Source organism: Streptomyces sp. NPDC048461 (assembly GCF_055587105.1).
This window is the reverse complement of the sequence record NZ_JBVJGW010000038.1, coordinates 23,751-45,386: the sequence shown is the minus strand read 5'-3', so window position 1 is coordinate 45,386 and position 21,636 is coordinate 23,751. Positions and strand designations below refer to the sequence as shown.

At 70.7% G+C, this 21,636-nt stretch carries 18 protein-coding genes and 1 pseudogene; 13 read left to right on the top strand and 6 right to left on the bottom strand.

Annotation, left to right across the window (positions count from 1 at the left end; translation table 11 throughout):
- Nucleotides 1-95: 95 nt before the first annotated feature.
- Nucleotides 96-2,669 (top strand): annotated as a pseudogene (locus ACZ6S8_RS36570) (helicase associated domain-containing protein); the annotation flags it as partial.
- Nucleotides 2,670-2,836: 167 nt separating this feature from the next.
- Here the strand turns inward: ACZ6S8_RS36570 and ACZ6S8_RS36565 are convergent.
- The 3 genes from ACZ6S8_RS36565 to ACZ6S8_RS36555 all read right to left on the bottom strand — a co-directional run bounded on the left by ACZ6S8_RS36565 (nucleotide 2,837) and on the right by ACZ6S8_RS36555 (nucleotide 4,387).
- Nucleotides 2,837-3,031 carry a hypothetical protein gene (locus tag ACZ6S8_RS36565; RefSeq protein ID WP_469462337.1) on the bottom strand — a complete coding sequence of 65 codons (195 nt, stop codon included), beginning with the start codon at nucleotides 3,029-3,031 and terminating at the stop codon, nucleotides 2,837-2,839.
- Between the two features lie 4 nt (nucleotides 3,032-3,035).
- Entirely contained in the window at nucleotides 3,036-3,503 is a 468-nt protein-coding gene (locus ACZ6S8_RS36560; RefSeq protein WP_469462335.1) for a hypothetical protein, read from the bottom strand.
- Between the two features lie 68 nt (nucleotides 3,504-3,571).
- Nucleotides 3,572-4,387, bottom strand: a complete 816-nt coding sequence (locus tag ACZ6S8_RS36555) for a TIGR02391 family protein (RefSeq protein WP_469462334.1) — start codon at nucleotides 4,385-4,387, stop codon at nucleotides 3,572-3,574.
- A 65-nt stretch (nucleotides 4,388-4,452) separates the two neighbouring features.
- Between ACZ6S8_RS36555 and ACZ6S8_RS36550 the strand changes: the two genes are divergently transcribed.
- Nucleotides 4,453-4,749, top strand: a complete 297-nt coding sequence (locus tag ACZ6S8_RS36550; protein WP_469462332.1) for a hypothetical protein — start codon at nucleotides 4,453-4,455, stop codon at nucleotides 4,747-4,749.
- Nucleotides 4,746-5,075, top strand: coding sequence for a DUF6233 domain-containing protein (locus tag ACZ6S8_RS36545; protein WP_469462331.1), 330 nt, complete (start codon nucleotides 4,746-4,748; stop codon nucleotides 5,073-5,075). Before ACZ6S8_RS36550 ends, ACZ6S8_RS36545 begins: the two co-directional genes overlap by 4 nt.
- A gap of 239 nt (nucleotides 5,076-5,314) precedes the next feature.
- Here ACZ6S8_RS36545 and ACZ6S8_RS36540 read toward each other — a convergent pair whose 3' ends face one another.
- Both ACZ6S8_RS36540 and ACZ6S8_RS36535 read right to left on the bottom strand, forming a co-directional pair.
- The gene (locus ACZ6S8_RS36540) at nucleotides 5,315-6,346 is read right to left on the bottom strand and encodes an ATP-dependent DNA ligase (protein ID WP_469462329.1); all 1,032 of its coding nucleotides are present in this window, start codon (nucleotides 6,344-6,346) and stop codon (nucleotides 5,315-5,317) included.
- A gap of 328 nt (nucleotides 6,347-6,674) precedes the next feature.
- A complete protein-coding gene (locus tag ACZ6S8_RS36535) occupies nucleotides 6,675-8,024 on the bottom strand; it encodes a pyridoxal phosphate-dependent decarboxylase family protein (protein ID WP_469462327.1) in 1,350 nt (449 codons plus the stop codon).
- A 479-nt stretch (nucleotides 8,025-8,503) separates the two neighbouring features.
- Here ACZ6S8_RS36535 and cuyB point away from each other — a divergent pair, with 479 nt between their 5' ends.
- Together cuyB and ACZ6S8_RS36525 are read left to right on the top strand one after the other, a co-directional pair.
- Nucleotides 8,504-9,247 (top strand): cysteate racemase, encoded by a 744-nt coding sequence (gene cuyB / locus ACZ6S8_RS36530; protein WP_469462326.1) that lies wholly within the window; start codon nucleotides 8,504-8,506, stop codon nucleotides 9,245-9,247.
- 52 nt (nucleotides 9,248-9,299) lie between these two features.
- Nucleotides 9,300-10,991, top strand: coding sequence for a PucR family transcriptional regulator (locus tag ACZ6S8_RS36525; RefSeq protein ID WP_469462324.1), 1,692 nt, complete (start codon nucleotides 9,300-9,302; stop codon nucleotides 10,989-10,991).
- A gap of 105 nt (nucleotides 10,992-11,096) precedes the next feature.
- On the opposite strand, the gene ACZ6S8_RS36520 is transcribed toward ACZ6S8_RS36525, so the two are convergent.
- Entirely contained in the window at nucleotides 11,097-11,684 is a 588-nt protein-coding gene (locus ACZ6S8_RS36520) for an isochorismatase family protein (protein ID WP_469462322.1), read from the bottom strand.
- A 169-nt stretch (nucleotides 11,685-11,853) separates the two neighbouring features.
- On the opposite strand from ACZ6S8_RS36520, the gene ACZ6S8_RS36515 reads away from it, so the two are divergent.
- The 8 genes from ACZ6S8_RS36515 to ACZ6S8_RS36480 all read left to right on the top strand — a co-directional run bounded on the left by ACZ6S8_RS36515 (nucleotide 11,854) and on the right by ACZ6S8_RS36480 (nucleotide 21,467).
- Complete coding sequence (locus ACZ6S8_RS36515) at nucleotides 11,854-13,179, top strand: serine hydrolase (RefSeq protein WP_469462320.1); 1,326 nt, start codon at nucleotides 11,854-11,856, stop codon at nucleotides 13,177-13,179.
- Nucleotides 13,180-13,206: 27 nt separating this feature from the next.
- Nucleotides 13,207-14,148 (top strand): serine hydrolase, encoded by a 942-nt coding sequence (locus ACZ6S8_RS36510; protein ID WP_469462318.1) that lies wholly within the window; start codon nucleotides 13,207-13,209, stop codon nucleotides 14,146-14,148.
- Complete coding sequence (locus tag ACZ6S8_RS36505) at nucleotides 14,145-15,050, top strand: serine hydrolase (RefSeq protein ID WP_469462316.1); 906 nt, start codon at nucleotides 14,145-14,147, stop codon at nucleotides 15,048-15,050. The genes ACZ6S8_RS36510 and ACZ6S8_RS36505 overlap by 4 nt, the downstream gene beginning before the upstream one ends.
- A gap of 220 nt (nucleotides 15,051-15,270) precedes the next feature.
- Complete coding sequence (locus ACZ6S8_RS36500) at nucleotides 15,271-16,851, top strand: ABC transporter substrate-binding protein (RefSeq protein WP_469462314.1); 1,581 nt, start codon at nucleotides 15,271-15,273, stop codon at nucleotides 16,849-16,851.
- Nucleotides 16,848-17,849 (top strand): ABC transporter permease, encoded by a 1,002-nt coding sequence (locus tag ACZ6S8_RS36495; protein WP_469462313.1) that lies wholly within the window; start codon nucleotides 16,848-16,850, stop codon nucleotides 17,847-17,849. Before ACZ6S8_RS36500 ends, ACZ6S8_RS36495 begins: the two co-directional genes overlap by 4 nt.
- The gene (locus tag ACZ6S8_RS36490; RefSeq protein WP_469462311.1) at nucleotides 17,849-19,666 is read left to right on the top strand and encodes a dipeptide/oligopeptide/nickel ABC transporter permease/ATP-binding protein; all 1,818 of its coding nucleotides are present in this window, start codon (nucleotides 17,849-17,851) and stop codon (nucleotides 19,664-19,666) included. Before ACZ6S8_RS36495 ends, ACZ6S8_RS36490 begins: the two co-directional genes overlap by 1 nt.
- Nucleotides 19,663-20,358 carry an ABC transporter ATP-binding protein gene (locus ACZ6S8_RS36485; protein WP_469462310.1) on the top strand — a complete coding sequence of 232 codons (696 nt, stop codon included), beginning with the start codon at nucleotides 19,663-19,665 and terminating at the stop codon, nucleotides 20,356-20,358. The genes ACZ6S8_RS36490 and ACZ6S8_RS36485 overlap by 4 nt, the downstream gene beginning before the upstream one ends.
- Before the next feature lie 83 nt (nucleotides 20,359-20,441).
- Nucleotides 20,442-21,467 carry a dipeptidase gene (locus ACZ6S8_RS36480; RefSeq protein WP_469462309.1) on the top strand — a complete coding sequence of 342 codons (1,026 nt, stop codon included), beginning with the start codon at nucleotides 20,442-20,444 and terminating at the stop codon, nucleotides 21,465-21,467.
- The last annotated feature ends 169 nt before the right edge of the window (nucleotides 21,468-21,636 follow it).

Genomic DNA, 21,636 nt, shown 5'->3' with positions numbered 1-21,636 from the left:
CCCCCGTCAAACCACCAACCCCGCCTCTCAACGAACCCACAACACCCCAGGCCAACAACGACCCGGCACACCAACAAACCCCTCTCCGAGCGTTAGGTGCCCGAGGCACGATCGTGTCAGCGACCGGCTCGGGCAAGACGATCACGGCCGCCGCGTGCGCGTTGGAGAGCTTCGCGGACGGCCGGATCCTCGTCACCGTCCCGACTCTGGACCTGCTGGCGCAGACCGCCCAGGCGTGGCGCCTGGTGGGCCACCGTGCCCCGATGGTCGCGGTGTGCTCGCTGGAGAACGACGCGGTTCTCAACTCGCTGGGGGTGCGCACCACCACGAACCCGATCCAGCTCGCCCTGTGGGCCGGCGCCGGGCCGGTCGTCGTGTTCGCCACGTACGCCTCCCTCGTGGACCGCGAGGACATCGACGCACCCGAGGGCCAGCGGAAGCTTCGTGGGCCGCTGGAGGCCGCTCTGGCGGGCGGGGAGCGGCTCTACGGCCAGCGCATGGACGGCTTCGACCTCGCCATCGTGGACGAGGCGCACGGAACCGCCGGTGATCTTGGTCGTCCGTGGGCGGCGATCCACGACAACGCCCGGATCCCGGCGGGCTTCCGGCTCTACCTCACCGCGACCCCGCGCATCCTGGCCGCCGCCCGGCCGCAGAAGGGCGCCGGAGGCGAGGAGGCGGAGATCGCGAGCATGGCCGACGACCCGGACGGCACCTACGGCGCGTGGCTGGCGGAGCTGGGTCTCTCGGAGGCGATCGAGCGGGGGATCCTCGCGGGGTTCGAGATCGACGTGCTGGAGATCCGCGACCCGTCGCCCGTACTCGGGGAGTCCGAGGAGGCGCAGCGGGGCCGGCGGCTGGCGCTGCTGCAGGCCGCGCTTCTGGAGCACGCCGCGGCGTACAACTTGCGTACGGTCATGACGTTCCACCAGAAGGTGGAGGAGGCGGCCGCGTTCGCGGAGAAGCTGTCGGAGACGGCGGCCGAGCTGTACGTCACCGATGCCTCCGACGCCGATCTCGCGGCTGCGGAGAAGCTGCCGAAGTCGTCGATCGACGCGGAGTTCTACGAGCTGGAGGCCGGCCGCCACGTACCCCCGGACCGGGTGTGGTCGGCGTGGCTGTGCGGGGACCACCTCGTCACCGAGCGCCGCGAAGTCCTGCGCCAGTTCGCCAACGGCATTGACGCCGACAACCGGCGCGTGCACCGGGCGTTCCTGGCGTCCGTGCGCGTCCTGGGCGAGGGTGTCGACATCACCGGCGAGCGCGGTGTGGAGGCGATCTGCTTCGCCGACACCCGCGGCTCCCAGGTGGAGATCGTCCAGAACATCGGCCGGGCGCTCCGGCTCAACAAGGACGGGTCCACGAAGGTCGCCAGGATCATCGTGCCGGTGTTCCTGGAGCCGAACGAGGACCCGACCGACATGGTCGCCAGCGCCAGCTTCCGCCCCCTTGTAGCGGTCCTCCAGGGCCTCCGCAGTCATGACGACCGCCTTGTCGAGCAGCTCGCCTCCCGCGCCCTCACCAGCGGCAAGCGCAAGCTACACGTCCGGCGCGACGAGGACGGGCAGATCGTCGGGGCCAGCGCAGGAGACGGCGAGGACCAGGAGGACGGAACTGACGCCGCGGCCGAGTCGGCGCTGCTCCACTTCTCCAGCCCGCGCGACGCCGCCACGATCGCCGCGTTCCTGCGCACCCGCGTCTACCGGCCGGAGTCCCTGGTGTGGCTGGAGGGATACCAGGCCCTGATCCGGTGGCGGGCTGAGAACGAGATCACCGGGCTCTACGCCGTGCCGTATGACACCGAGACCGAGGTCGGCGTCACCAAGGCGTTCCCGCTCGGGCGGTGGGTGCACCAGCAGCGCAAGGCCCTGCGCGCCGGGGAGCTGGAGGACCGGCGCAAGACCCTGCTGGACGCGCCGGAGGCCGGGATGGTCTGGGAGCCCGGCGAGGAGGCATGGGAGGCCAAGCTCGCCGTACTCCGGTCGTACCGGCGGGCCACCGGGCACCTCGCGCCCCGGCAGGACGCGGTGTGGGGTGAGGACGACGAGATGGTGCCCGTCGGGCAGTACATGGCCAACCTCCGCAGGAAGGGCGCGAAGAACGGCCTCGGGAAGGACGAGGACACCGCCACGACCCGGGCCGCGCAGCTCGCCGCGATCGACAAGGACTGGGACTGCCCCTGGCCTCTGGACTGGCAGCGGCACTACCGCGTCCTGGCGGACCTGGTCGACGCCGACGGCGTGCTGCCCCACATCGCGCCGGGCGTCGTCTTCGACGGCGACGACGTCGGACGGTGGCTCCAGCAGCAGAAGCAGCCGGCTACCTGGGCGCGGCTGTTGCCCGAGCAGCAGGAGCGGCTGACCGCGCTGGGCGTGCAGCCCGACCAGAAGCCGTCTCCCGCCCCTGCGGACGGCCGGGGGGCGAAGGGGCCGAGCAAGGCGCAGCAGGCGTTCCAGCGGGGCCTGGCGGCCCTTGCGCAGTGGGTGGAGCGGGAAGGCGCCCACCGGCCGGTGCCCCGCGCGCACGGCGAGGAGGTCGCGGTCGAGGGCGAGGCGGAGCCGGTGGTGGTGAAGCTGGGCGTATGGGTCTCCAACACCAAGAGCCGGCGCGACAAGCTCACCGCCGACCAGCTCGCCTCGCTCGCGAAGCTGGGCGTGGACTGGGCGTGACAGGCTGCCCGGCTCGTCGTTGAGCGGGGAGGTCAGCGAAGTGGAGGCCCCGGGGCGTCGTGATCCCCGGGGCCTTCGTCTTGCCTCCTGGCACCAGACGCTAACCGGCCAGGGACACAGTCCGGGCCCGATCCTCCGATGGGGAGGGCCGGGCCCGCAGGCGACGCTCAGCGAGTCTCGGTGTTCCCCGGCGGCCGCACTGCCTTGTTGAGCGTGGGGTTGGTGTCGCTCTTCTTGTCGGTTCCGATCATCGTCGTGTTGGTGAAGCTGTCGACGAAGTCCGGCTGGGGCGCCGGGGCCGGGGCGGGAGAGGCCGGCGCGGGGGCAGGCTGATCGCTTCCCTGATTCTGTGGGTTGCTCATGGGATCAAGTGTGCAGCAGCAGTGCGACAGTCGACAGGCCAAGTCCGATCACCAGCGACCAGAGGCTGACCGCCCAGTACCGGGCTTTCAGCTCGTGACGCTGCTGGTTCTTCTCGAAGATCGACGCCCGGGTTGCCGCCAGGGCGGCCAGTGCCTGGCTCTTGGGGGAGCGGACGTTGTCGGCGAGCATCACGCGGGGTTCCAGGTCCTTGTGTTCCGCCACGCGGATCGTCTGCACGCCCGTGAGTAGGGTGACGGCGTAGGCGAAGAAGGCGCAGTAGGCGAGGACGTCGTGGTGCTTGTGCGTCGCCAGGAACTGCGCGGCGGTGGCCGCGAACCCGATCAGGAACACCGCCTTGGTGTCGATCTTCGCAAGCGAGTCCGACTGGCGCGTCAGGCGTGAGGTCACCTCGTTGTTGAGGAGTTCCAGCGTGTCCTTCTGCGCCTCGAGTTCGGCCGGTGTCATCGTCATGCCGAAAGCCTAGGAGCCGAGAGCGGCAGGGCCGCAGTCAGTTCTCTAGCCGTGATCGGGCAGCCGGATTACACCGTGGCGTCGTCGCAGTCGTCGACCCAGCGGGCCAGAAGGCTGAGGGTGCCGAGCCGCTCAAGGGCGTCCTGGGCGGTCATGTCGTCGGTGCCATGGGCGGAGGTGTTGCGGATGGTCATCTGCACTCCGGGCGCGAAGAACCTCAGGCCCGTGTTCATCGTCTTCACGCTCTGGTTCGTCGGGTCGCCGGGCCAGCGCAGGCGGGGCTCTCCCGCTTTCGGCAGCCCTTCGGAGAAGATTTGCTGCCAGAGGCTGGTGGCTGCCAGGTCGTGGCGTCCGGTGCGGGCCTGGACGTGGGCTATGAGGCTCTCCGCAGCGGAGGCAACGGCCTCTCTGTAGTGCTCGTTGCGCCACAGGCGCGCAGCGGCGCCCCAGACCAGGGGGTGCATGTGTTCTACGCCGGAGACGGTGGGGGCTTCTGCCTCGGCCTTGAGGGCCATGGCCTCCAGGCGTCCCAGGATCTGATCGCATATCTCCAGGACGTTGTCTGCTTCCAACAGGGGCTTGGGCGAGGTCATGGACGCCCAGGCGGCTATCGGGTCGACCGCGCCGTGTCCTTGCACGTGGATATAGGCGTTCGTGAGGCCGGGGGCGTAGGTGGCGCGGCCGGCCGCCAGCGCGACCTTGGAACGCAGCTCCTTGATCTCGATGGGGTCGGCGTCGTCCCGGGGGATCTCTGCCGGGGCCAGGCCCCGGGCGAAGTGGCGGTTGGTCACATGGAGGGAGAGGAACTCCTCCAGCGCGCTCTTGAAATCGGCGACCGCTCGCGCGGTCGCCTTCAGGTACTCGGGGTCACGGGCTGCGTCCATGCCGCATCCTCACACGACGGCAGGCGGAGGGGCATCGCAATTCGAACATCTGATTGAATAAGTGGGTGACGTCCTTCCGCTTCCCCGACGACCTGATCAGCCTCAAGCGCCAGCAGATCCGCGCCTACAACCGGCTCGCCCTTCGCCCCACCGTGGGAGCGGCTGAGCTGCGACGGGAGCTGATCCGGTTGTCGTGCCTGATCAGCTCCCACCCGTACTGGGCGGAGCGCGGCTGGAGCACGGCGGGGCGCATCGAGCTGTTCCGCGCGGCCGAGAGGGGGCCGGACGGGGTGCGGGAACTGAGCGTGCGCTGGGACGGTGAGGAGTTCGTCGTATCCGAGCCCGGGCGGGGGTCCTCGTGAGCGACCTGGAGGCCCGCCTGGAGAGCTGGCGGGCCGTGCGGGCGTGGCTGGGCTGGCAGCAAAAGCTGGCCGAGCGGGCGATTGCCGATCTGGAGGTGGAGCTGGCGACTGAGGCGGCCCGCCGGCCCCCGCCTCCGCCGCCGGACTGGAAGCTCGAATCCATCCGGACCGGATCCGGGCCGAAGGCCCTGCGCGTCCACGTCGGGGATTGCGCGATGAGCGGCGGCAGGCCCCTAAGTCGTGAGGAGGCCCGCCGGATGCTCGTCGAGGGCGTAGAACCCTGCCCCTACTGCAGTCCCGAGAACGCGCTCGGCATGACCGGCTGACCGTCGACCTGAGGGCGGCGGATACGTTCGGAGGTAAGGGGTGCGGCCCTGGCCACCAGAAGGCCGCGACGGGGGGGGCCGCGCCCCGACCCGTGTCCCGGCGCCAGACGCAGGCGTTGAGCGGTACGGCGTGGACCCCCGGCCCCAGGGCGGCCCGCGCGAGACGGCCCTGCTCCGCCGCCCGGAGGCAACGTCGTCTCCTTCCCCCGGCAGCCTCACCACCCAGCCGCCGTCATCGGTCACCCCGCAGCTGCAGCCGGACCCCCGCCGTACCGGGGCACGTCATCGACGGTCACGTCCACGCGCACGCGCACGTACCGGACCGGGTGCCGGTAGACGCCGCCGCGGTCGACTGAGGTGTCGGCGCTGATCTCCGCGACGAGGTCGGGCCGGACCAGGGTGGTATCGAGGACGTCGCGTGTGCCCCATGCCGAGGAGAACTTCGCACCGGTCCATGGATGACCAGGGCCGGCCGGAGTGAGGTACTCGGCGAGCATGTCGGCCGCGTCAGGGCGCAGTGGGACGGTGCGGCCGATGGGGCGGAGGCGGCCGGTCGCATCGTGGCGGCCGAGGACGAGGAGCTGGGGGCGGCTGAGGGTTCCGGTGATCGCGCCGATGATCGCTTCGGTGGTGTTCCTGCGTCTGATCTTGGTCCAGGCCCGGTCGCGGGCTCCGGGCCGATAGCGCTGGTTCATGTTCTTCACAAGGATCCCCTCCACCCCGGAGACATCCGTCCAGTCCTCCAGCCACTCCCGGGCTTTGTTGGGGTCGGTGGTCATGGGGCACAGGGTCCACGGGGCGGTCAGGGCGCGGGCCGCGAAGAGGACCTCCAGGCGTCTGCGGCGCTCGGCGTAGGGCAGGGCCAGCAGCTCGATGCCGTCGATCTGCAGGGCGTCGAAGGCGATGAAGAACGCGGGGGCCTTCGCGGCGAGCGCGGTGGCCGTGCGGCCGCGGGCGGCGGCCCGGCGCTGGAGGGCTTCGAAGGACAGCCGGCCGGCTGCGGTGTCCCAGACGACGAGCTCGCCATCGAGGACCAGGCCGTCCGGCAGCTGCTCGGCGGCCGCGACCAGGTCGGGGAATCGGTCCTGGACCAGGGAGCCGCGCCGGGTCTGCAGGAGCAGCCGGCCGCCCGGGCTGGCGGGGGTGAAGAGGATCGCGCGGTGGCCGTCGAACTTCTGCTCCGCCGCGAAGCCGCTCGCCAGGACGCCGGAGCCGGGGACGTGCTCGGCGGCCTGGGCGAGCATCGGCTCGAAGGGCGGGGTGAGAACCACTCGGGGATGGCCTCCTTCACCGCGCTCCGGGCCTGGCACCGACAGCCTCCCCCGGCCGGGCATGTATGGCGCGTGGATAGGGCCAGAGGGCCCTGCCGAGTCAGGCTCCGGGGTGGGCCGGCTTCTGCTGTGACTCCACAAGCCGGGCCCGGCACTCCTGGCAGAGTGAGTTCTCTGGGGGTATAGCTGTCGCGCGAACCTGAAGCTGATCGTCGTCGCAGCTCAGCACCGGTAGGACCGAGAGTAGACGGCACAACAGGTGTGGCGGTATCACCGGTTGGGGTGATGGCACTGGAACGGGGCAGCCCGCCGACGGAATCGGCCGTGTTTAGAGGGTGGTGTCGAGGATCTCTCGGACGGTTTCGAGTGTGGTGTGGGGGTTGAGGAAGGCGAAGCGGGCGATCGTTTCGCCGTGCCAGCCGGTGGGGGCGACGAAGCCGGTCTGCCCGGCGAGGAGTCGGCTGGACCACTGGTGGTAGTCGGGGGCTGTCCAGCCGGTGCGGCGGAAGAGGACGACGGAAAGGTCGGGTTCGTGGATCAGTTCCAGGTGGGGGGAGATGCGTATGAGGTCGGCGGTGTCGCGGGCGAGGGTGAGGGCGGATTCGATGGCGTGGGTGTAGGCGCGGGTGCCGTGGACGGCGAGGGAGAACCACAGGGGCAGGCCGCGGGCTCGTCGGCTGAGGTGGTGGGCGTAGTCGGAGGGGTTCCAGAGGGTGGTGTCGTCGTCTTGGAGGACGTCGAGGTAGGAGGCGTTCTGGCTGTGAGCAGCTTTGGCGAGGGCCGGATCCCGGTAGAGGAGGGCGGCGCAGTCCAAGGGTGAGTACAGCCATTTGTGGGGGTCGATGACGAGGGAGTCCGCCTGCTCGATTCCCAGGTAACGGTCGCGGACAGTGGGGGCGAGGAGACCGGCGCCGCCGTAGGCGCCGTCGACGTGGAGCCACAGGCCGAACTCTCGGGCGGTGTCGGCGAGGGTGTTCAGGTCGTCGATGATGCCGGCGTTGGTGGTGCCCGCGGTGGCGACCACGGCGATGACGTCTTCGGGGTGGGCGTCGGACGCGAGGACCGTGCGCAGCATGGGGCCGGTGAGGCGGTGACCTGCGGTAGGTATGACGAGCGGTTCGGCGCCGATGATCCGAAGCGTGTTGGCGATGGAGGAGTGGGCCTGGTCGGAGACGGCGATCCGGATGCGTTCGTAGGGGCCGATTCCGCGGGTGCGTCGGGCGGTGTCGCGGGCGGTGACGAGCGCGGAGAGGTTGCCGGCGGAGCCGCCGGAGACGAAGCACCCTCCGGCCTGTGCGGGGAAGCCGGCCAGATCTGCGAGGAGGCGCAGCACCTGGTTCTCGGCCGCAATGGGTCCGGAGGCGAGCATCCAGGAGACGCCCTGGACGGATGATGCGGAGACGATCATGTCGAAGAGGCGTGCTGCCTGGGTCGGGGCCGCAGGGATGAACGACAGGAATCGGGGGCTGTCGACGCCGATGACGGTCGGGGCGAGGTGCTCCGTGTAGAGGTTGAGGACGTGCGCGGGGTCGGTTCCGTCGGCGGTGATCGCTCCCGCGAGGGCGCGTTCGAGCTTGTCTCTTTGGCCGGGGTGGTTCAGCGGTGGGGTTTCGGTCTGCAGGAGGTCTTGGACGTGGTCCAGGACGAGTCGGGTCAGGGCGGGATCGTGGCGGTGCATGCTCGGGCCTTCGCGTGGGTCGGCAGGGGGTGTCAGGAGGGGCCGTTCGCGGACGGTGCTCACCTTGGTGGGGTAGAGGTCGTGGGGGCGCCGTGACGTGGTACGACGGCCTGGGGTGTGGCCCCCGCGACGTTCAGGGGCAAGTGAAGCCCTGCCCCCACCGCGGGTGTTGGGCTTGCCGTACGACTTTGGGGTGCCGGTTTGGTTCCGCAGTCCGAACGCATCGGCGCCGTGAGGCGGTGGGGGAGGGCGCGCAGGAGGCCGGGGAGCGTGTCGGGACCCGGGTCCCAAGTACGAGGCTGGGATTTGGAGCGGGCGACAAGCGAAGAGGAGAGCACCGGGGTGAACATCGGTGCCACTCCCGCGCGTTTCTGGAAAGGCGGCCTCCCGCTGTGACCACCCCTTACCCCGTGTTCCCCGCTGTCGCGAGAGCCATCTCGTCTGAGTGCGGGCTTCCCGCGGTCCAGGCCGGTGAGGGCATGAGGCGGGCCCGCACCACCCTGGGGATCCTGGGCGGCATGGGACCGCTGGCCACCGCCGATTTCTATCGCCGGCTCGTTCAGCGCACCCCGGCGGGCCGCGATCAGGAGCATCTGCCCGTGCTGATGTGGGCCGATCCCCGGATTCCGGACCGGACGGCGGCGCTCCTCGGAGCAGGGCCTTCTCCACTGCCGGGTCTGGTCGAGGGAGCGCGCTGGCTGCGCCGGGCCGGGGCGAGCGCTCTCGCGGTCCCGTGCAACACCGCGCACGCCTATGTGGGAGAGGTGTCCCGCGCGACAGGTCTGGAGGTATTGGACATGGTCGAAGCCGCGTTGGCGGCCGCGGTACGAAAGGCACCCGGAGCGACGCGGGTCGGGATCCTCGCCACGCGCGGGACCAGGGCGGCGGCCCTGTACGAACGGGCGGGCGCACGGCTCGGCCTGGAGGTGATCCAGGTGCCGGAGGTGGTTCAGCGCGAGTGTGTGGACGCCGCGATCCACGCGGTCAAGGCCGGAGTGCGCCTGGGCGAGGCCGAGCAGTGGATTGCGTGGGCCGTCGACACCCTCAAAGACCGCGGGGCCCAAGCCGTGATCGCGGCCTGTACCGAGATCCCCCTGGTCAGCGAGCCCGCCTCCCGTGTTCTGCCGTTGACGGACTCCACGGATGCCCTCGTCGATCTGGCCCTGGCCCGGCTCTGGCGCTCACCACTGGCTTCGTTCCGGGCGACCGAAACACCCGGGTAGTGTTGTCCGCAGGAACCAACCTGTCCGGCCTGAGCGCCTCTACCCTGCGGAGATGATCAGGCACGTGTCGACGCACCCCCCGAGAAGCCTGAGCCGGGTCCTCGACGACTTCGGCCCCACCCTCCTCGACCTCGTCCACGGCGACATCACCCACACGCCGGAGATCGGCGGCGTCGCGATCCACGACCCGCACGACGACCAGCAGCACCCCCCGCACGCCATCGTCCTGGGGCCCGGCGCGCGCGGCCCCCAGGAGATAGCAGGCCTTCTGCGGCACCTGGCCGCCCACCGGGCGGCCGCCTTGGTCGTGCGCGGCCCCGTCGAGGACGAAGACGCCCCAGAACTGGTCACGGCGGTCGCCGCCAGCGGCGTCGCGCTCCTCGCGCTGACCCGCGGCGCTTCCTGGGCCCAGCTCGCCGCGATGCTGCGCACCCTCCTCGCGGAAGGCGACGTGGGGGAGGGGGACGGGCAGATGCTCGGCGGCGTGCCGTCCGGGGACCTGTTCGCCCTGGCGAACGCCGTCTCCACCCTGCTGGACGCCCCGATCACCATCGAGGACCGCCGCCAGCGCATCCTGGCCTTCTCCGGCCGCCAGGACGAAGCGGACTCTTCCCGGGTGGCCACCATCCTGGCCCGGCAGGTCCCCGACGGATACGTACGGATCCTGGAAAGCCGCGGCGTCTTCAAAGAGATCTACCGCAGCCATGACCCCGTCCACATCGAGCCCGCGACGCTCAGCGAAGGCGAGACCGCGATCCCCCGCGTGGCGATCGCCGTCCGCGCGGGCGAGGAGATCCTCGGATCCATGTGGGCGGCGGTCAAGGAACCGCTCACTCAGGCCCGGGAGAACGCGTTCAAGGACGCCGCCAAACTCGTCGCCCTGCACATGCTCCGCTTCCGGGCCGGAGCCGACGCCGAGAACCGGCTGCGAACCGATCTCGTCGCCACCGTCCTGGAGGGCGGCTCGGGAGCCGCCGACGCGCTCGGCCGCCTCGGCCTGCGCGATGAGCCCGCTCTGGTCATGGCCCTGGGCATTGCGCACCGACCGGGAGAGGACCACGCCCACCTCGCCGCCGAACGCCACCGCCTCACCAGCGCGCTGGCCGTCCATATCACCGCCGTCCAACCCCGCGCCGCGGTCGCGCTGCTGGGAGAGATCGCCTACGCGATCGTGCCCGCGCCAGGAGACCCACTCCACGGCAGGGAACGCGCCGCGCAGATGGCCTCGAACTTCCTCCAGCGCACCGGCGGGCGCGCGGGAGCCGTGATCGGTATCGGCTCGATCGCCGAAGAGCCGGCCGCGCTCGCCCGCTCGCGGGCCAACGCCGACCGTGCGCTGCGGGTCCTGTTCAATGCCCCTGGCGGCAAGAACGTCGCTTCCATCGCCGACGTGTACACCGACGCGCTCCTGCTGGAGATGCGCGACCTGGCCGCCGCCAACCGCGACGAACTCTCCGACCCGCTGGCCCGCCTCGTGGCCTACGACGCCAGGCACAACGCCCACCTGGTGGAAACCCTGCGGGCGTGGCTGGACGCGTTCGGAGACGTCATCGCCGCCTCAGCGAGCGTGTTCGTCCACCCCAACACCTTCCGCTACCGCATCCGTCGGGTCGCCGAGGTCGGCCGCCTGGACCTGCAGGATCCGGCCGCCCGCTTCGCCGCCATGCTCCAGCTGCGCCTCATGGACACCCCAGGCAGCGGCGGATCGGTCACCCGCGTCGAGGAATCCGACCCCGTCGCCTGACCGCTTCCCGACCGCAGTGGCCCTTCACGCAGCTCAAGCCGCCTGCACGGCGTCAGCCGCCCGACTCGCTCACGGCGAGGGTCGGGCGGCTGTTTTCCGTCCGGTTCAGAGACGCACGCCCACCGGGACGGTCAGGGAGGGGTAGGCGTCGTGGAAGGTGTTTGCGTCATCGTTGGTGCGGACCCAGTCGTAGAAGAGTTCCTTCGTGGACAGGGTCTCGATGCCGTGCGCGGCCAGACGCCGCAGCCCGTTGTCGTGGGCAGCGTCGGGCGAGTAGGTGGCGTCGTGGACGACCACGACGCGCTTGCCGGCGTGGTGGAGCTGGATGGCGGAGTGGGCGACGCAGATGTCGGTCTCGATACCGACCAGGACCATGGTGGCGCGGCCGGTGGCCTCGATCGCCGCCGCGATGTCGGGGTTGTCCCACACGGCGAAGGCATTCTTGGGAAGCGTCACCGCATCTTTGGGCAGTACAGCGGTGATGTCCGGCTCAGTGTGGCCGCTGTGCTCGGGATCCTCCTCGGTGACCACGACGGGAATCCGCAGCCGGTCGGCGATCGCCGTGATCCAGGCGATCCGCTGCACCATCTCGTGGAAGCGCCGGCGGTCCACATCCAGGCGCCGCGGCGGATAGAAGTCGGTCTGGACGTCGATGACCACCAGGGTGGAGTCATCGCGGTCGATCAGCGGCATCGGCTCTCCTTGCTCGGGCTCTGGCTCACCGTAGGAGCCGCGACCGCCTCGCGAATGGTCCGCACATCCCAGGCGGGCGCCCGGCTTTGGTATCCGGGGACGAACAGTCGAGCTGGTGGCGTGCGTAGTCTTCCGGCCTGTTCACCACCACACACCGCGGAGGGTCTGCGTGAACGTCGACATCGACCACTGGGCGAGCCGCCTGGCCGTGCTGGCCGCCGCCTCCGAGGTGCCCGGCGCCAGCCTCGCCCTCTGGCACGACGGCTCGCTCCACGAAGCCGTCACCGGGGTCCTCAACACCACCACCGGGGCCCCGGTGCGTACCGACTCGCTGTTCCAGATCGGGTCGGTGACCAAGGTCTGGACGGCGACCCAGCTCATGCTCCTGGTCGAACAGGAACTCCTGGCACTGGACACCCCCGTCGTGGAAGTCCTGCCGGAGTTCCGCGTCCGTGACGAGCGGGCGAGCAAGACGATCACCACCCGTCACCTGCTCACCCACACCTCCGGCATCGACGGCGACCTGTTCCTCGACACCGGCCGCGGCGACGACTGCCTGGCCCGCTACGTCGAGGGGTGCGCGGACCTGGAGCAGGCCTTCCCCGTCGGAGACTCCCACTCCTACTGCAACTCGGGATTCGTGATCGCCGGCCGGATCGTCGAGCGCCTCACCGGCAAGGTCTGGGACCAGGCCCTGCGCGACCAGATCTGCGAACCGCTCGCCCTGACGCACACGGTGACCCTCCCGGAGGACGTCCTGCGGTTCGGTGCCGCCATGGGCCACACCGACGACGGAAGCCCCGCGTCGGTCTGGGGCCTGCCGCGTTCGATCGGCCCGGCCGGCCTGATCTGCGCCCGCGCCGCCGACGTCGTCGCCTTCGCCCGCGCCCACCTGACCCCCGGCGCCCTGCTCGTGGATCCCGCCGCGATGCGCGCGGTCCAGGCCGACCTGCCCAATCCACACGACGGCGCCCGCCAGTGGGGCATCGGCTGGGCCCTGGACGAATGGGACGGCCACCAGGTCGCCTCCCACGGCGGAGACACCATCGGCCAGCACGCCATGCTGTGGATGCTGCCCAACCTCGCCACCGTCATCGTGGTCCTCGTCAACGGCGGGCACAGCGTCGACTTCCAGCACCGCCTGATCACCGAACTCCTGGCCGACCTCCACGAGATCCGCGTCCCCGAACCCCTCACCCCGCCTGCCCGCCCGGTCACCATGGAGACCACGCCGCTGCTCGGCATCTACGAGCGGGCGGGAAGCCGCATCCACGTCACCCGTCACCAGGGCGGGCTGCGGATGAGTACCGAGCCCACCGGGACCCTCGTCGGCCTCGCACAACCGCGGATCCGAGAGCTGACCGCCGTCGACACGACGACGTTCGTCGCCCGCGATGAGGACAGCACGGTGGGGGACGCGGTGGTCTTCGAAACCAGGCCGGACGGCACCGTCTACCTGCACCACGGCGGGCGCGCCACCCCCAAGCGCGCCTGAACACCCGCGACAGGACAGGAGCAGCCCGTGCCCCCACCCCACCCGACCTCCGGCGAAGCGGCCGCGGCCATCAAGAAGATCTTCGACCAGGCCGGTGTCGAAGGCTTCCTCCACGCCGTCGATGTCCACACCGGCGCCGAGATCGGCTTCCGCGCCGACGCACCCATCATCGTCGCCTCCCTCCGCAAGATCCCGATCGCGCTCGCCTACGCCCGCGCCGCCGCATCCGGCGAACTCGATCCCGCAGGCCGCCACACGATCACCGACGCCAACCGAGAGGGCGGAGGCATCGGCACCGACAGCTGCCTTCACGACGTCACCATGAGCAGCCGCGACCTCGCGTTCTTCATGATGTCCATGAGCGACAACGCCGCCACCGACAAGCTCATGGAACTCCTGGGCACCGACCGCGTCCGTGCCCTGGCCGCCGAACTCGGCTGCCCGAACATTCCCGTCGGCCGCTACCGCGACCTGTGGGATCCCGTCTGGCAGGAACTCGGAATCGACACCGACGGTGACATCGACGCCCAGCTCGACCAGGTCGACGACTCACGCCTGCGCACCCTGGCCATGCTCGATCCCACCCGATCCGCCTCCAGCACCCCCCGCCAGATCACGACCCTGCTCACCGCGATCTGGCGTGACACCGCAGGCCCGGCCGACGCCTGCGCCGAGGTACGCGACCTCATGGGCCGCCAGCTGTCCAAGCACCGCCTCGTCGCCGGCTTCGACGACGACGTTAAGGTCGCCGCGAAGAACGGCTCCCTGTGGGGGGTCCTGAACGAAGCCGCCGTCGCCCACTACGGCGACGGCCGTCGCTACGCGGTCGCCGTGTTCCTGCGTACCCCCGACCTCGGCGGACGCAACCCCGCCGCCGACACCGCGATCGGCCTCGCCGCCCGCACCGCCGTCGACCACCTCCGCCGCGACATACCCGGTACGACACCTCAAGGGAGCGCCCGTCCATGACCGCGCAGCCGGCCGACGCCGACCAGGCCCGCACCGTCCTCGCCTACACCTTCGCCCAGGCTCACGCCGAAGGGTTCGTGCACGCCCGCGACATCGACACCGGAGCCGAGTTCGGCTTCGCCGCGGACGACCGCGTCGTGCTGGCGTCCGTGTTCAAGATCCCCATCGCCCTGGAGTACGCCCGTCAGAGCGCGGCCGGAGAGCTGGATCCTGCCGGACGCCACACCGTGACCGCCTCCTACCGGTCAGGCGGCAGCGCCACCGACGGCTGCCTGCACGACGTCGAGATGAGCGCCCGCGACCTGGCCTTCATGATGATGACGATCAGCGACAACGCCGCCACCGACCTCCTCCTGGACATCGTCGGCCCTGACCGGGTCCGCAAGACCCTCGACGGTCTCGGCCACGAGGGCTTCGGGGTGTCCTCGTGCGCCGCTTTGGACGACGAAATCCGCCGCGAGCTCGGCCTGGACCCCGACCGCTCCATCGACGACCAGCTCGCCGGGATCCCCGACGCCCGCCTGGTGGCCCTGGGAGCAAACGACCCCGCGCGCAGCCCCTCCAGCACCCCGCGGGAGGTGACCGCTCTGCTGGCCGCGATCTGGCGCGACGAAGCCGGTTCTACCGCCGCGTGCGCCGAGGTCAGAGACATCATGAGCCGCCAGGTGTGGCAGCACCGGATGGTCTCCGGCTTCCCCGACGGCGGGAGGATCGCGGGAAAGACCGGAACCGAGTTCGCCATCCGCAACGAAGCCGGCGTCGTCGAATTCCCCGACGGCAGCCGCTACGCCGTGGGCGTCTTCCTGCGCACCACCACCGCGGCCGGCCGACAGCCGCTCGTGGACCGGGCCATAGGCCAGGCAGCCAGGATCGCCGTCGACCACCTGCGAACCCGCACCTGACCCACCCCGTCGTGTGTATGTGTGCCCCGGCCCGGGATCCCCGGTCCGGGGCACACGTCTTTCCCACCGCTCCCGCCACGCGGAAGCGGCACCAGATGAAGATCGGATCCGGTTGGGGCCCGGGACCCAATCCGGCGCGCGGTCTTTGTTCTCCCGTCCGAATCATTTCCGGCCACCAGCCGCGACTGTGGGGCAACTCTCCCGCCCCAAGGAGCCCCCCATGACAAGAGCGCAAGCGATCGCCGCGTGTATCGCGGCGTCGCTGCTGGCGGCCGGCTGTGGTGCCACACCCGCCGGCCAAGCCGGCGGCGACGCCTTCAGCTTCGCCATCAAGAGCGATCCGGGCCTGCTCGACCCGGCCCAGGTACAGAAGACGACGACCTACACGGCCCTGTCGCTCGCCTACGACACGCTCGTGAACACCGGCTCCGACGGCCGGATCACCTCCGGCCTCGCCGACACCTGGAACGTCACCCCCAGGTCGGTGACATTCACGCTGCACCGCGGTGTCACCTGCGCGGACGGAAGCCCCGTCACCGCGTCCACGATCGCGCGGAACGTCGCCCACATCACCGATCCGGCCACCAAGTCGCCCGCCTACGGGGTTCTGGTCCCCGCGGGGCTGACCGCCACGGCCGACGACGCCGCGGGGAGGGTGACGCTCTCCACCCCGGAGCCGTTCGCGTTCATCCTGGAATCCACCCGCTACCTGTTCGTCGTCTGCGGCCAGGGACTCAAGGACCGCACCTTCCTGGAAGGCCACACCTCGGGGTCGGGGCCGTTCCAGCTCACCGCGGCCAAGGCGAACCAGAGCTACACCTTCACCCGCCGCGAGGACTACACGTGGGGCCCGGGCGGAACCACCACCGCGGACCCGGCGACCCCGGGCCGCGTCGTTCTGAAGGTCCTCGGCAGCGAGGCGACCGTCGCCAACATGCTCGCCTCCCACCAGCTCAACGGAGCCCAGCTCGGCGGCCCCGACCGTGCCCGCGTCACGAACATCCCCGGCGTGAAGACCAGCGTCCAGCCCAACGGCACCCAGGAGTTCTTCTTCCACCAAGGCGCCGGCCACCCCGGCAGCGACCCCGCCGTCCGCCGCGCGCTCCTGCAGGCCGTCGACCTGAAGAGTCTCGGCGCGATCGCCACCGGCGGCACCGGTACCGCGCCCACCGGCCTGGTCAACGCTCCCCGCCCCTGCCCCGGCGACACCGTCACCGGCCACCTGCCCGCCTTCGACCGCGGCCAGGCCGAAGCCGCCCTGGACAAGGCCGGCTGGCACCGCACCCAGGGCGGCGTCCGCACCAAGGACGGCAAGAAACTGACCCTGCGCATGATCTACGCGGCATCCTCCGGAGAGACCATGGCGGCCGCCGCCGAGTACCTCGCCGACACTTGGACCAAGGTCGGCGCCGAGGTGAAGCTGCGGGCCGTCTCGGACGCCGCCTACGCGGAGATCGAACTGGACACCCAGGACTGGGACGTCGACTGGGCACCCCTCGGCGTCGCCCTGCCCACCCAGCTGACCGGCATGCTCTCCGGCCCCGTCACCCCCGACGGCGAGAACTTCGCCCACCTCACCAACAGCACATACGAGGAACTCACCGCCGCCGCGAGCGCCCTGCCCGGCAGCGAAGGCTGCGAGAAATGGGCCCAGTCCGAGAGCGCACTGTTCGACAGCGCCGATCTGATCCCCGTCGTGGACAAGACCCTCACCATCGCCGCCCACAACGCCACCTTCCGCATGACCAACGGTCTCTTCGACCCGACGTCGATCCGCATGACGGGAGGCACCAAGAAGTGACCGCCACCGACACGGCTGCCCAACCGGCACGGCGCACCCGCAGAATCAACCCGCTAGATCTCGCCCGCCGGCTGCTGCGCCTGCTGCTCTCCCTGGCGGTCCTGATCGTGGCGTCGTTCGCGATGATCCACCTGATCCCCGGCGACCCGCTGCGCCAGATGCTCGGCCCGACCGCCCCCAAGGAACTCATCGACGCCCGCCGAGCCGACCTCGGCCTCGACGCCCCCCTGCCGACCCAGTTCGTCCACTACGTGCAGCACCTGTTCAGCGGCGACCTGGGCACCTCCTTCTTCTCCAACCAGGCGGTGGCCGACATCATCGGCCAAGGCCTCCCCAACACCCTCGCCCTCGCGACCCTGGCCACCCTCCTGGCCCTGGCCATCGCGATCCCGCTCGGCCTGTGGGGCGCCGTACGCACCCACAACGGGCGCGCCCCCCATACCGAGACCGCGTTCACCACCGCGACCGGCGCAGCCGTCGCCATCCCCGAATACCTCTACGGACTGGCCCTGCTCCTCGTCTTCGGCCTCGGCCTCGGCCTGCTGCCCCCGGCCGGCCTGACCGGCCCCGCCTCCTACGTCCTGCCCGTCACCGCCCTGGCCATCGCCCCCGCCGCGATGATCGCCCGCCTGGCCCGGGTGGAGACCCTGCGCGAACTGGACACCGACTACATGCGCCTGGCCCACGCCAAACGGCTGCCACCCTGGCGCCTGTACGCGGTGCACCTGCTGCCCAACACCCTCACCGCGACCCTCACCATGGGCGGCCTGCTCCTCAGCGGCCTGATAACCGGAAGCGTCCTCGTCGAAAGCGTCTTCGCCTGGCCCGGCTTGGGCCTGCGCACCGTCGAGGCCATCACGCAGAAGGACTACCCCGTCGCCCAGGCCATGATCCTCGTCTACGGGGCGCTCGTCCTGCTCGTCAACTTCCTCGTCGACCTTCTCCTCGGTGCCCTGGACCCCAAGTCCGCCCAAGCTGCCACCCGCCGGGAGGGCTGATGCGCCGCCTGCTGAAAACCCCCGCCGGCCTCATCGGCTCCGCCCTTGTCGCCCTGATCGTCCTCCTGGCCATCGTTGCCCCGCCCTTGTGGGGCGCGGCCGCGGCCCGCATCAACGCGGACGACATCAGCCAAGGCGCCTCCGGCGCCCACTGGCTGGGCACCGACGCCCTCGGCCGCGACCTGCTGGCCCGCACCCTGGTCGCGACCCGCCTCACCCTGGGCCTCGCCCTGGTCGCCACCCTGATCGGAACCCTCGCCGGAATCATCCTGGGCACCCTGCCCTCGGTCCTCCCGTACCGGGCCGGCCGGGCCGTGGTTGCCGTCGTCGACCTCCTCGTCGCTTTCCCCGCGCTGCTTCTGGCGATGTTCACCGCTGTCGTCGCCGGCCTGGGCGCCCAAGGCGCGGTCCTGGGCATCGGTGTCGCGCTCGCACCGACCTTCGCCCGCCTGACCTGCAATCTCACCGCGACCGTCACCGGCGCCGACTACATCGCCGCCGCCCGCATGCTCAAGGTCCCCCGCCATCGGATCCTGACCCGGCACATCCTTCCCAACATCGCCGAACCGCTCATCCTCAACATCTCCCAGTCCCTGGGCGCTGCCCTCCTGGGCCTATCCGCGATGTCCTTCCTCGGCATGGGCGTCCAAGCCCCCCACTACGACTGGGGCCGCCTGCTGAACGAAGCATTCGGACACGTCTACGTCACCCCCGCCGTCGTCATTGCCCCCGCCCTCGCCGTCACGCTGGCCGGGCTCGGATTCACCCTCCTCGGAGACGCCTTCGCCACAGCCGCCGCCCGTACCGGCAGCGCCCCGACCGGCAAACCGGTCACCCCGCCGACCACCCCCGCCACCACTGCCCCAACCTCAGGCGCGGTCCTCGAAGTCCGCGACCTCACCGTCGCCTTCCCCGGCGGCATCACCCCCGTACGAGGCCTGTCCCTGACCATCGGCGAAGGCGAGATCATCGGCCTGGTCGGCGAATCCGGCAGCGGCAAGAGCATGACCGCCGCCGCGATCGGACAGATCGTCCCCCATCCCGGCCTCGTCGCCAGCGCACGCACCCTGCTCTGCGGCACCGACCTCGCCACCCTCACCCCTGCCGAGAACCGCAAGACGCTCGGTACCCGTCTAGCGATGGTCTTCCAGGACCCCACCTCCTCCCTTAACCCCGCCCTCAAGGTCGGCGGCCAGCTCGCCGAAGTCGCCACCCTCCACGACGGTGCCACCCGCGCCCAGGCCGACCGGCGCGCCATCGACCGCCTGGCAGCCGTCCACATCAAGAACCCCGAACGCGTCGTACGCCAGTACCCCCATGAGCTCTCCGGCGGCATGCGCCAACGCGCCGTCATCGCCATGGGACTCATGGGCACCCCCCGCCTGATCATCGCGGACGAACCCACCACCGCCCTCGACGTCACCGTCCAACGCGAAGTCCTGCGCGTCCTGCGCGAAGTCGTTGACGACACCCAGGCCGGCGCCCTGTTCATCTCCCACGACATTGCCGTCGTCAGCGAACTCTGCGACCGCGTCCTCGTCATGTACGCCGGCCGCGTCGTCGAGGAACTGCCCGCGCACGCCCTCCACCACGCCCGCCACCCCTACACCCGCGCGCTCATCGGCTCCCTGCCCGACATGGACACCGACCGCAGCCGCCCGCTGACCACCATCCCCGGACGCCAGCCCTCACCCGCCGACATCGGCCCCGGCTGCGCCTTCGCCGACCGATGCGCGGCAGCCACCGCACGCTGCTCCACCCGTCCCGAACTCGCCCTGCGTTCCGGCGGACACTCGGTCGCCTGCTGGGAGGCATGATGATCATCAACGAGCTCACCGTGCGTTTCGGCCGCGTCACCGCCGTCGACCACGTCAGCCTCACCATCCCCACCGGCACGGTCACCGGCCTGGTCGGTGAATCCGGATCAGGGAAGTCGACGCTCGCCCGTGCGGCAGCCAGCCTCCTCCCGTACAGCGGCACGGTCACCGGCGTCGAACCCGGGCGAGTCCAGATGGTCTTCCAGGACCCCTACTCCTCCCTCAACCCCCGCATGAGCATCGGCGACGCCATCGCCGAAGGACTCCGCGTACCCCGCGCACAACGGGAACCCGAAATCGGACGCCTCCTCGACCTCGTCTCCCTGCCCGCCAGCTACCAGGCCCGCTACCCGCGCGAACTGTCCGGTGGCCAGCGCCAACGCGTGGCCATCGCCCGCGCCCTCGCCGCACGCCCCGACGTCCTGATCGCCGACGAGATCACCTCCGCCCTCGACGTATCGGTCCAGGGCGCGGTCCTCAACCTGATCCGCGACCTGCGCAGCGAACTCGGCCTGACGATGCTCTTCATCTCCCACAACCTCGCCGTCGTCCGCTACGTCTGCGACGCCGTCGCCGTCATGCGCCACGGCCACCTGGTGGAAGCCGGCCCCGCCGAAGACGTGATCAACCGACCCGCGCAGCCCTACACCCGCGCCCTGCTCGACGCCGTGCCCCGCCTTACCCGGACCTGACCCACCCACGCAGGCCGGCCCCGCGGGCACGTGGTGCCTGTCGGGAGCCGGCCCTCGCCCTCACACCCGTGAAAGGCCAGCTCATGTCACTGCCCGACCTTCACCACCGCGCCATCGTCGCCGACGCCCACAACGACCTCCTCATGGCCGTCGCCGCGCGTCCACCCCGCCTCTGGGGCAGCTTCTTCCGCGAACGCTGGCTGCCGCAGCTCCGCGAGGGCGGCATCAACATCCAAGTCCTGCCCGTCTTCATCGACGACCAGTACCGGCCCGAAGGCGCCCTCCGGCAGACGCTCCGCATGATCGAATGCGCCCACGTCCTCGCCGAGGCCAACGCCGACCAGGTCTCCCTCTGTCTGAACGGCGCCGACATCGACGCCGCCCTCGCCACCGACAGGATCGCCCTCGTCCTCGCCCTCGAGAGCGCCCCCGGCATCGACGCATCCGTCGAACTCCTCCCCACCCTCTTCCGGCTCGGCGTACGGATAGCCTCCATAGCCCACTGGGGCCGCACCCCCCTCGCAGACGGCAGCCGCGAAGACGCCACCGGCAGCCGCCTCACCACCCCCGGAATCCAGGCCCTGCGCGAGATGGAACGCCTGGGCATGCTCTTCGACGTCTCTCACCTCTCCGCCACCGGCGTCGCCCACGTCCTGGAGATCGCCACCCGCCCCCTCATCGCCACCCACTCCTGTGCCCGGGCCCTGCGCGACCACCACCGCAACCTCACCGACGAGCAGATCCGCGGCGTCGCCTCCACCGGCGGCGTCATCTGCGTGAACTTCGTCCCCGACTTCCTCACCGACACCCAGGACAAGGTCGACGTGGAACGCATCGTCGACCACATCGAACACATCGCTTCCCTCACCGGCATCGACCACGTCGGCCTCGGCTCCGACTTCGTCCGCGAGATCATCCACGACGTCACCCCGCCCTGCTGCGAGAGCCTCGACGACGAAGACCCCATGTTCGACTTCCCCGGCCTCGAAGGCCCCGCCGGCATGCCCCTGCTCACCGAAGCCCTCATCCGGCGCAGCTTCCCCGAAGCGGACCTCCTCAAGATCCTCGGCGGCAACGTCCGGCGCCTCATGACCGACCACATGGGCTGACACCCCGCCGCCACACGCCCGACAGGTACCCCCACCTGCCGGGCGTCGCCAACTTCCAGGACTTCGGCGGCGGGTACGAATCCGACCGCCAAGGCAGTGATGGAACGACGAACGACACCTGACCGACGCTGCCTAACGTGGCCACCAACCCACCCTGGAGGACTCACCC

Coding starts and splice junctions, on each gene's coding strand:
- ACZ6S8_RS36565 (WP_469462337.1), bottom strand. CDS start 3,031: ATGAGCAACCCACAGAATCAGGGAAGCGATCAGCCTGCCCCCGCGCCG.
- ACZ6S8_RS36560 (WP_469462335.1), bottom strand. CDS start 3,503: ATGACGATGACACCGGCCGAACTCGAGGCGCAGAAGGACACGCTGGAA.
- ACZ6S8_RS36555 (WP_469462334.1), bottom strand. CDS start 4,387: ATGGACGCAGCCCGTGACCCCGAGTACCTGAAGGCGACCGCGCGAGCG.
- ACZ6S8_RS36535 (WP_469462327.1), bottom strand. CDS start 8,024: ATGCACCGCCACGATCCCGCCCTGACCCGACTCGTCCTGGACCACGTC.
- cuyB (WP_469462326.1), top strand. CDS start 8,504: ATGAGGCGGGCCCGCACCACCCTGGGGATCCTGGGCGGCATGGGACCG.
- ACZ6S8_RS36525 (WP_469462324.1), top strand. CDS start 9,300: ATGATCAGGCACGTGTCGACGCACCCCCCGAGAAGCCTGAGCCGGGTC.
- ACZ6S8_RS36520 (WP_469462322.1), bottom strand. CDS start 11,684: ATGCCGCTGATCGACCGCGATGACTCCACCCTGGTGGTCATCGACGTC.
- ACZ6S8_RS36505 (WP_469462316.1), top strand. CDS start 14,145: ATGACCGCGCAGCCGGCCGACGCCGACCAGGCCCGCACCGTCCTCGCC.
- ACZ6S8_RS36500 (WP_469462314.1), top strand. CDS start 15,271: ATGACAAGAGCGCAAGCGATCGCCGCGTGTATCGCGGCGTCGCTGCTG.
- ACZ6S8_RS36490 (WP_469462311.1), top strand. CDS start 17,849: ATGCGCCGCCTGCTGAAAACCCCCGCCGGCCTCATCGGCTCCGCCCTT.
- ACZ6S8_RS36485 (WP_469462310.1), top strand. CDS start 19,663: ATGATGATCATCAACGAGCTCACCGTGCGTTTCGGCCGCGTCACCGCC.
- ACZ6S8_RS36480 (WP_469462309.1), top strand. CDS start 20,442: ATGTCACTGCCCGACCTTCACCACCGCGCCATCGTCGCCGACGCCCAC.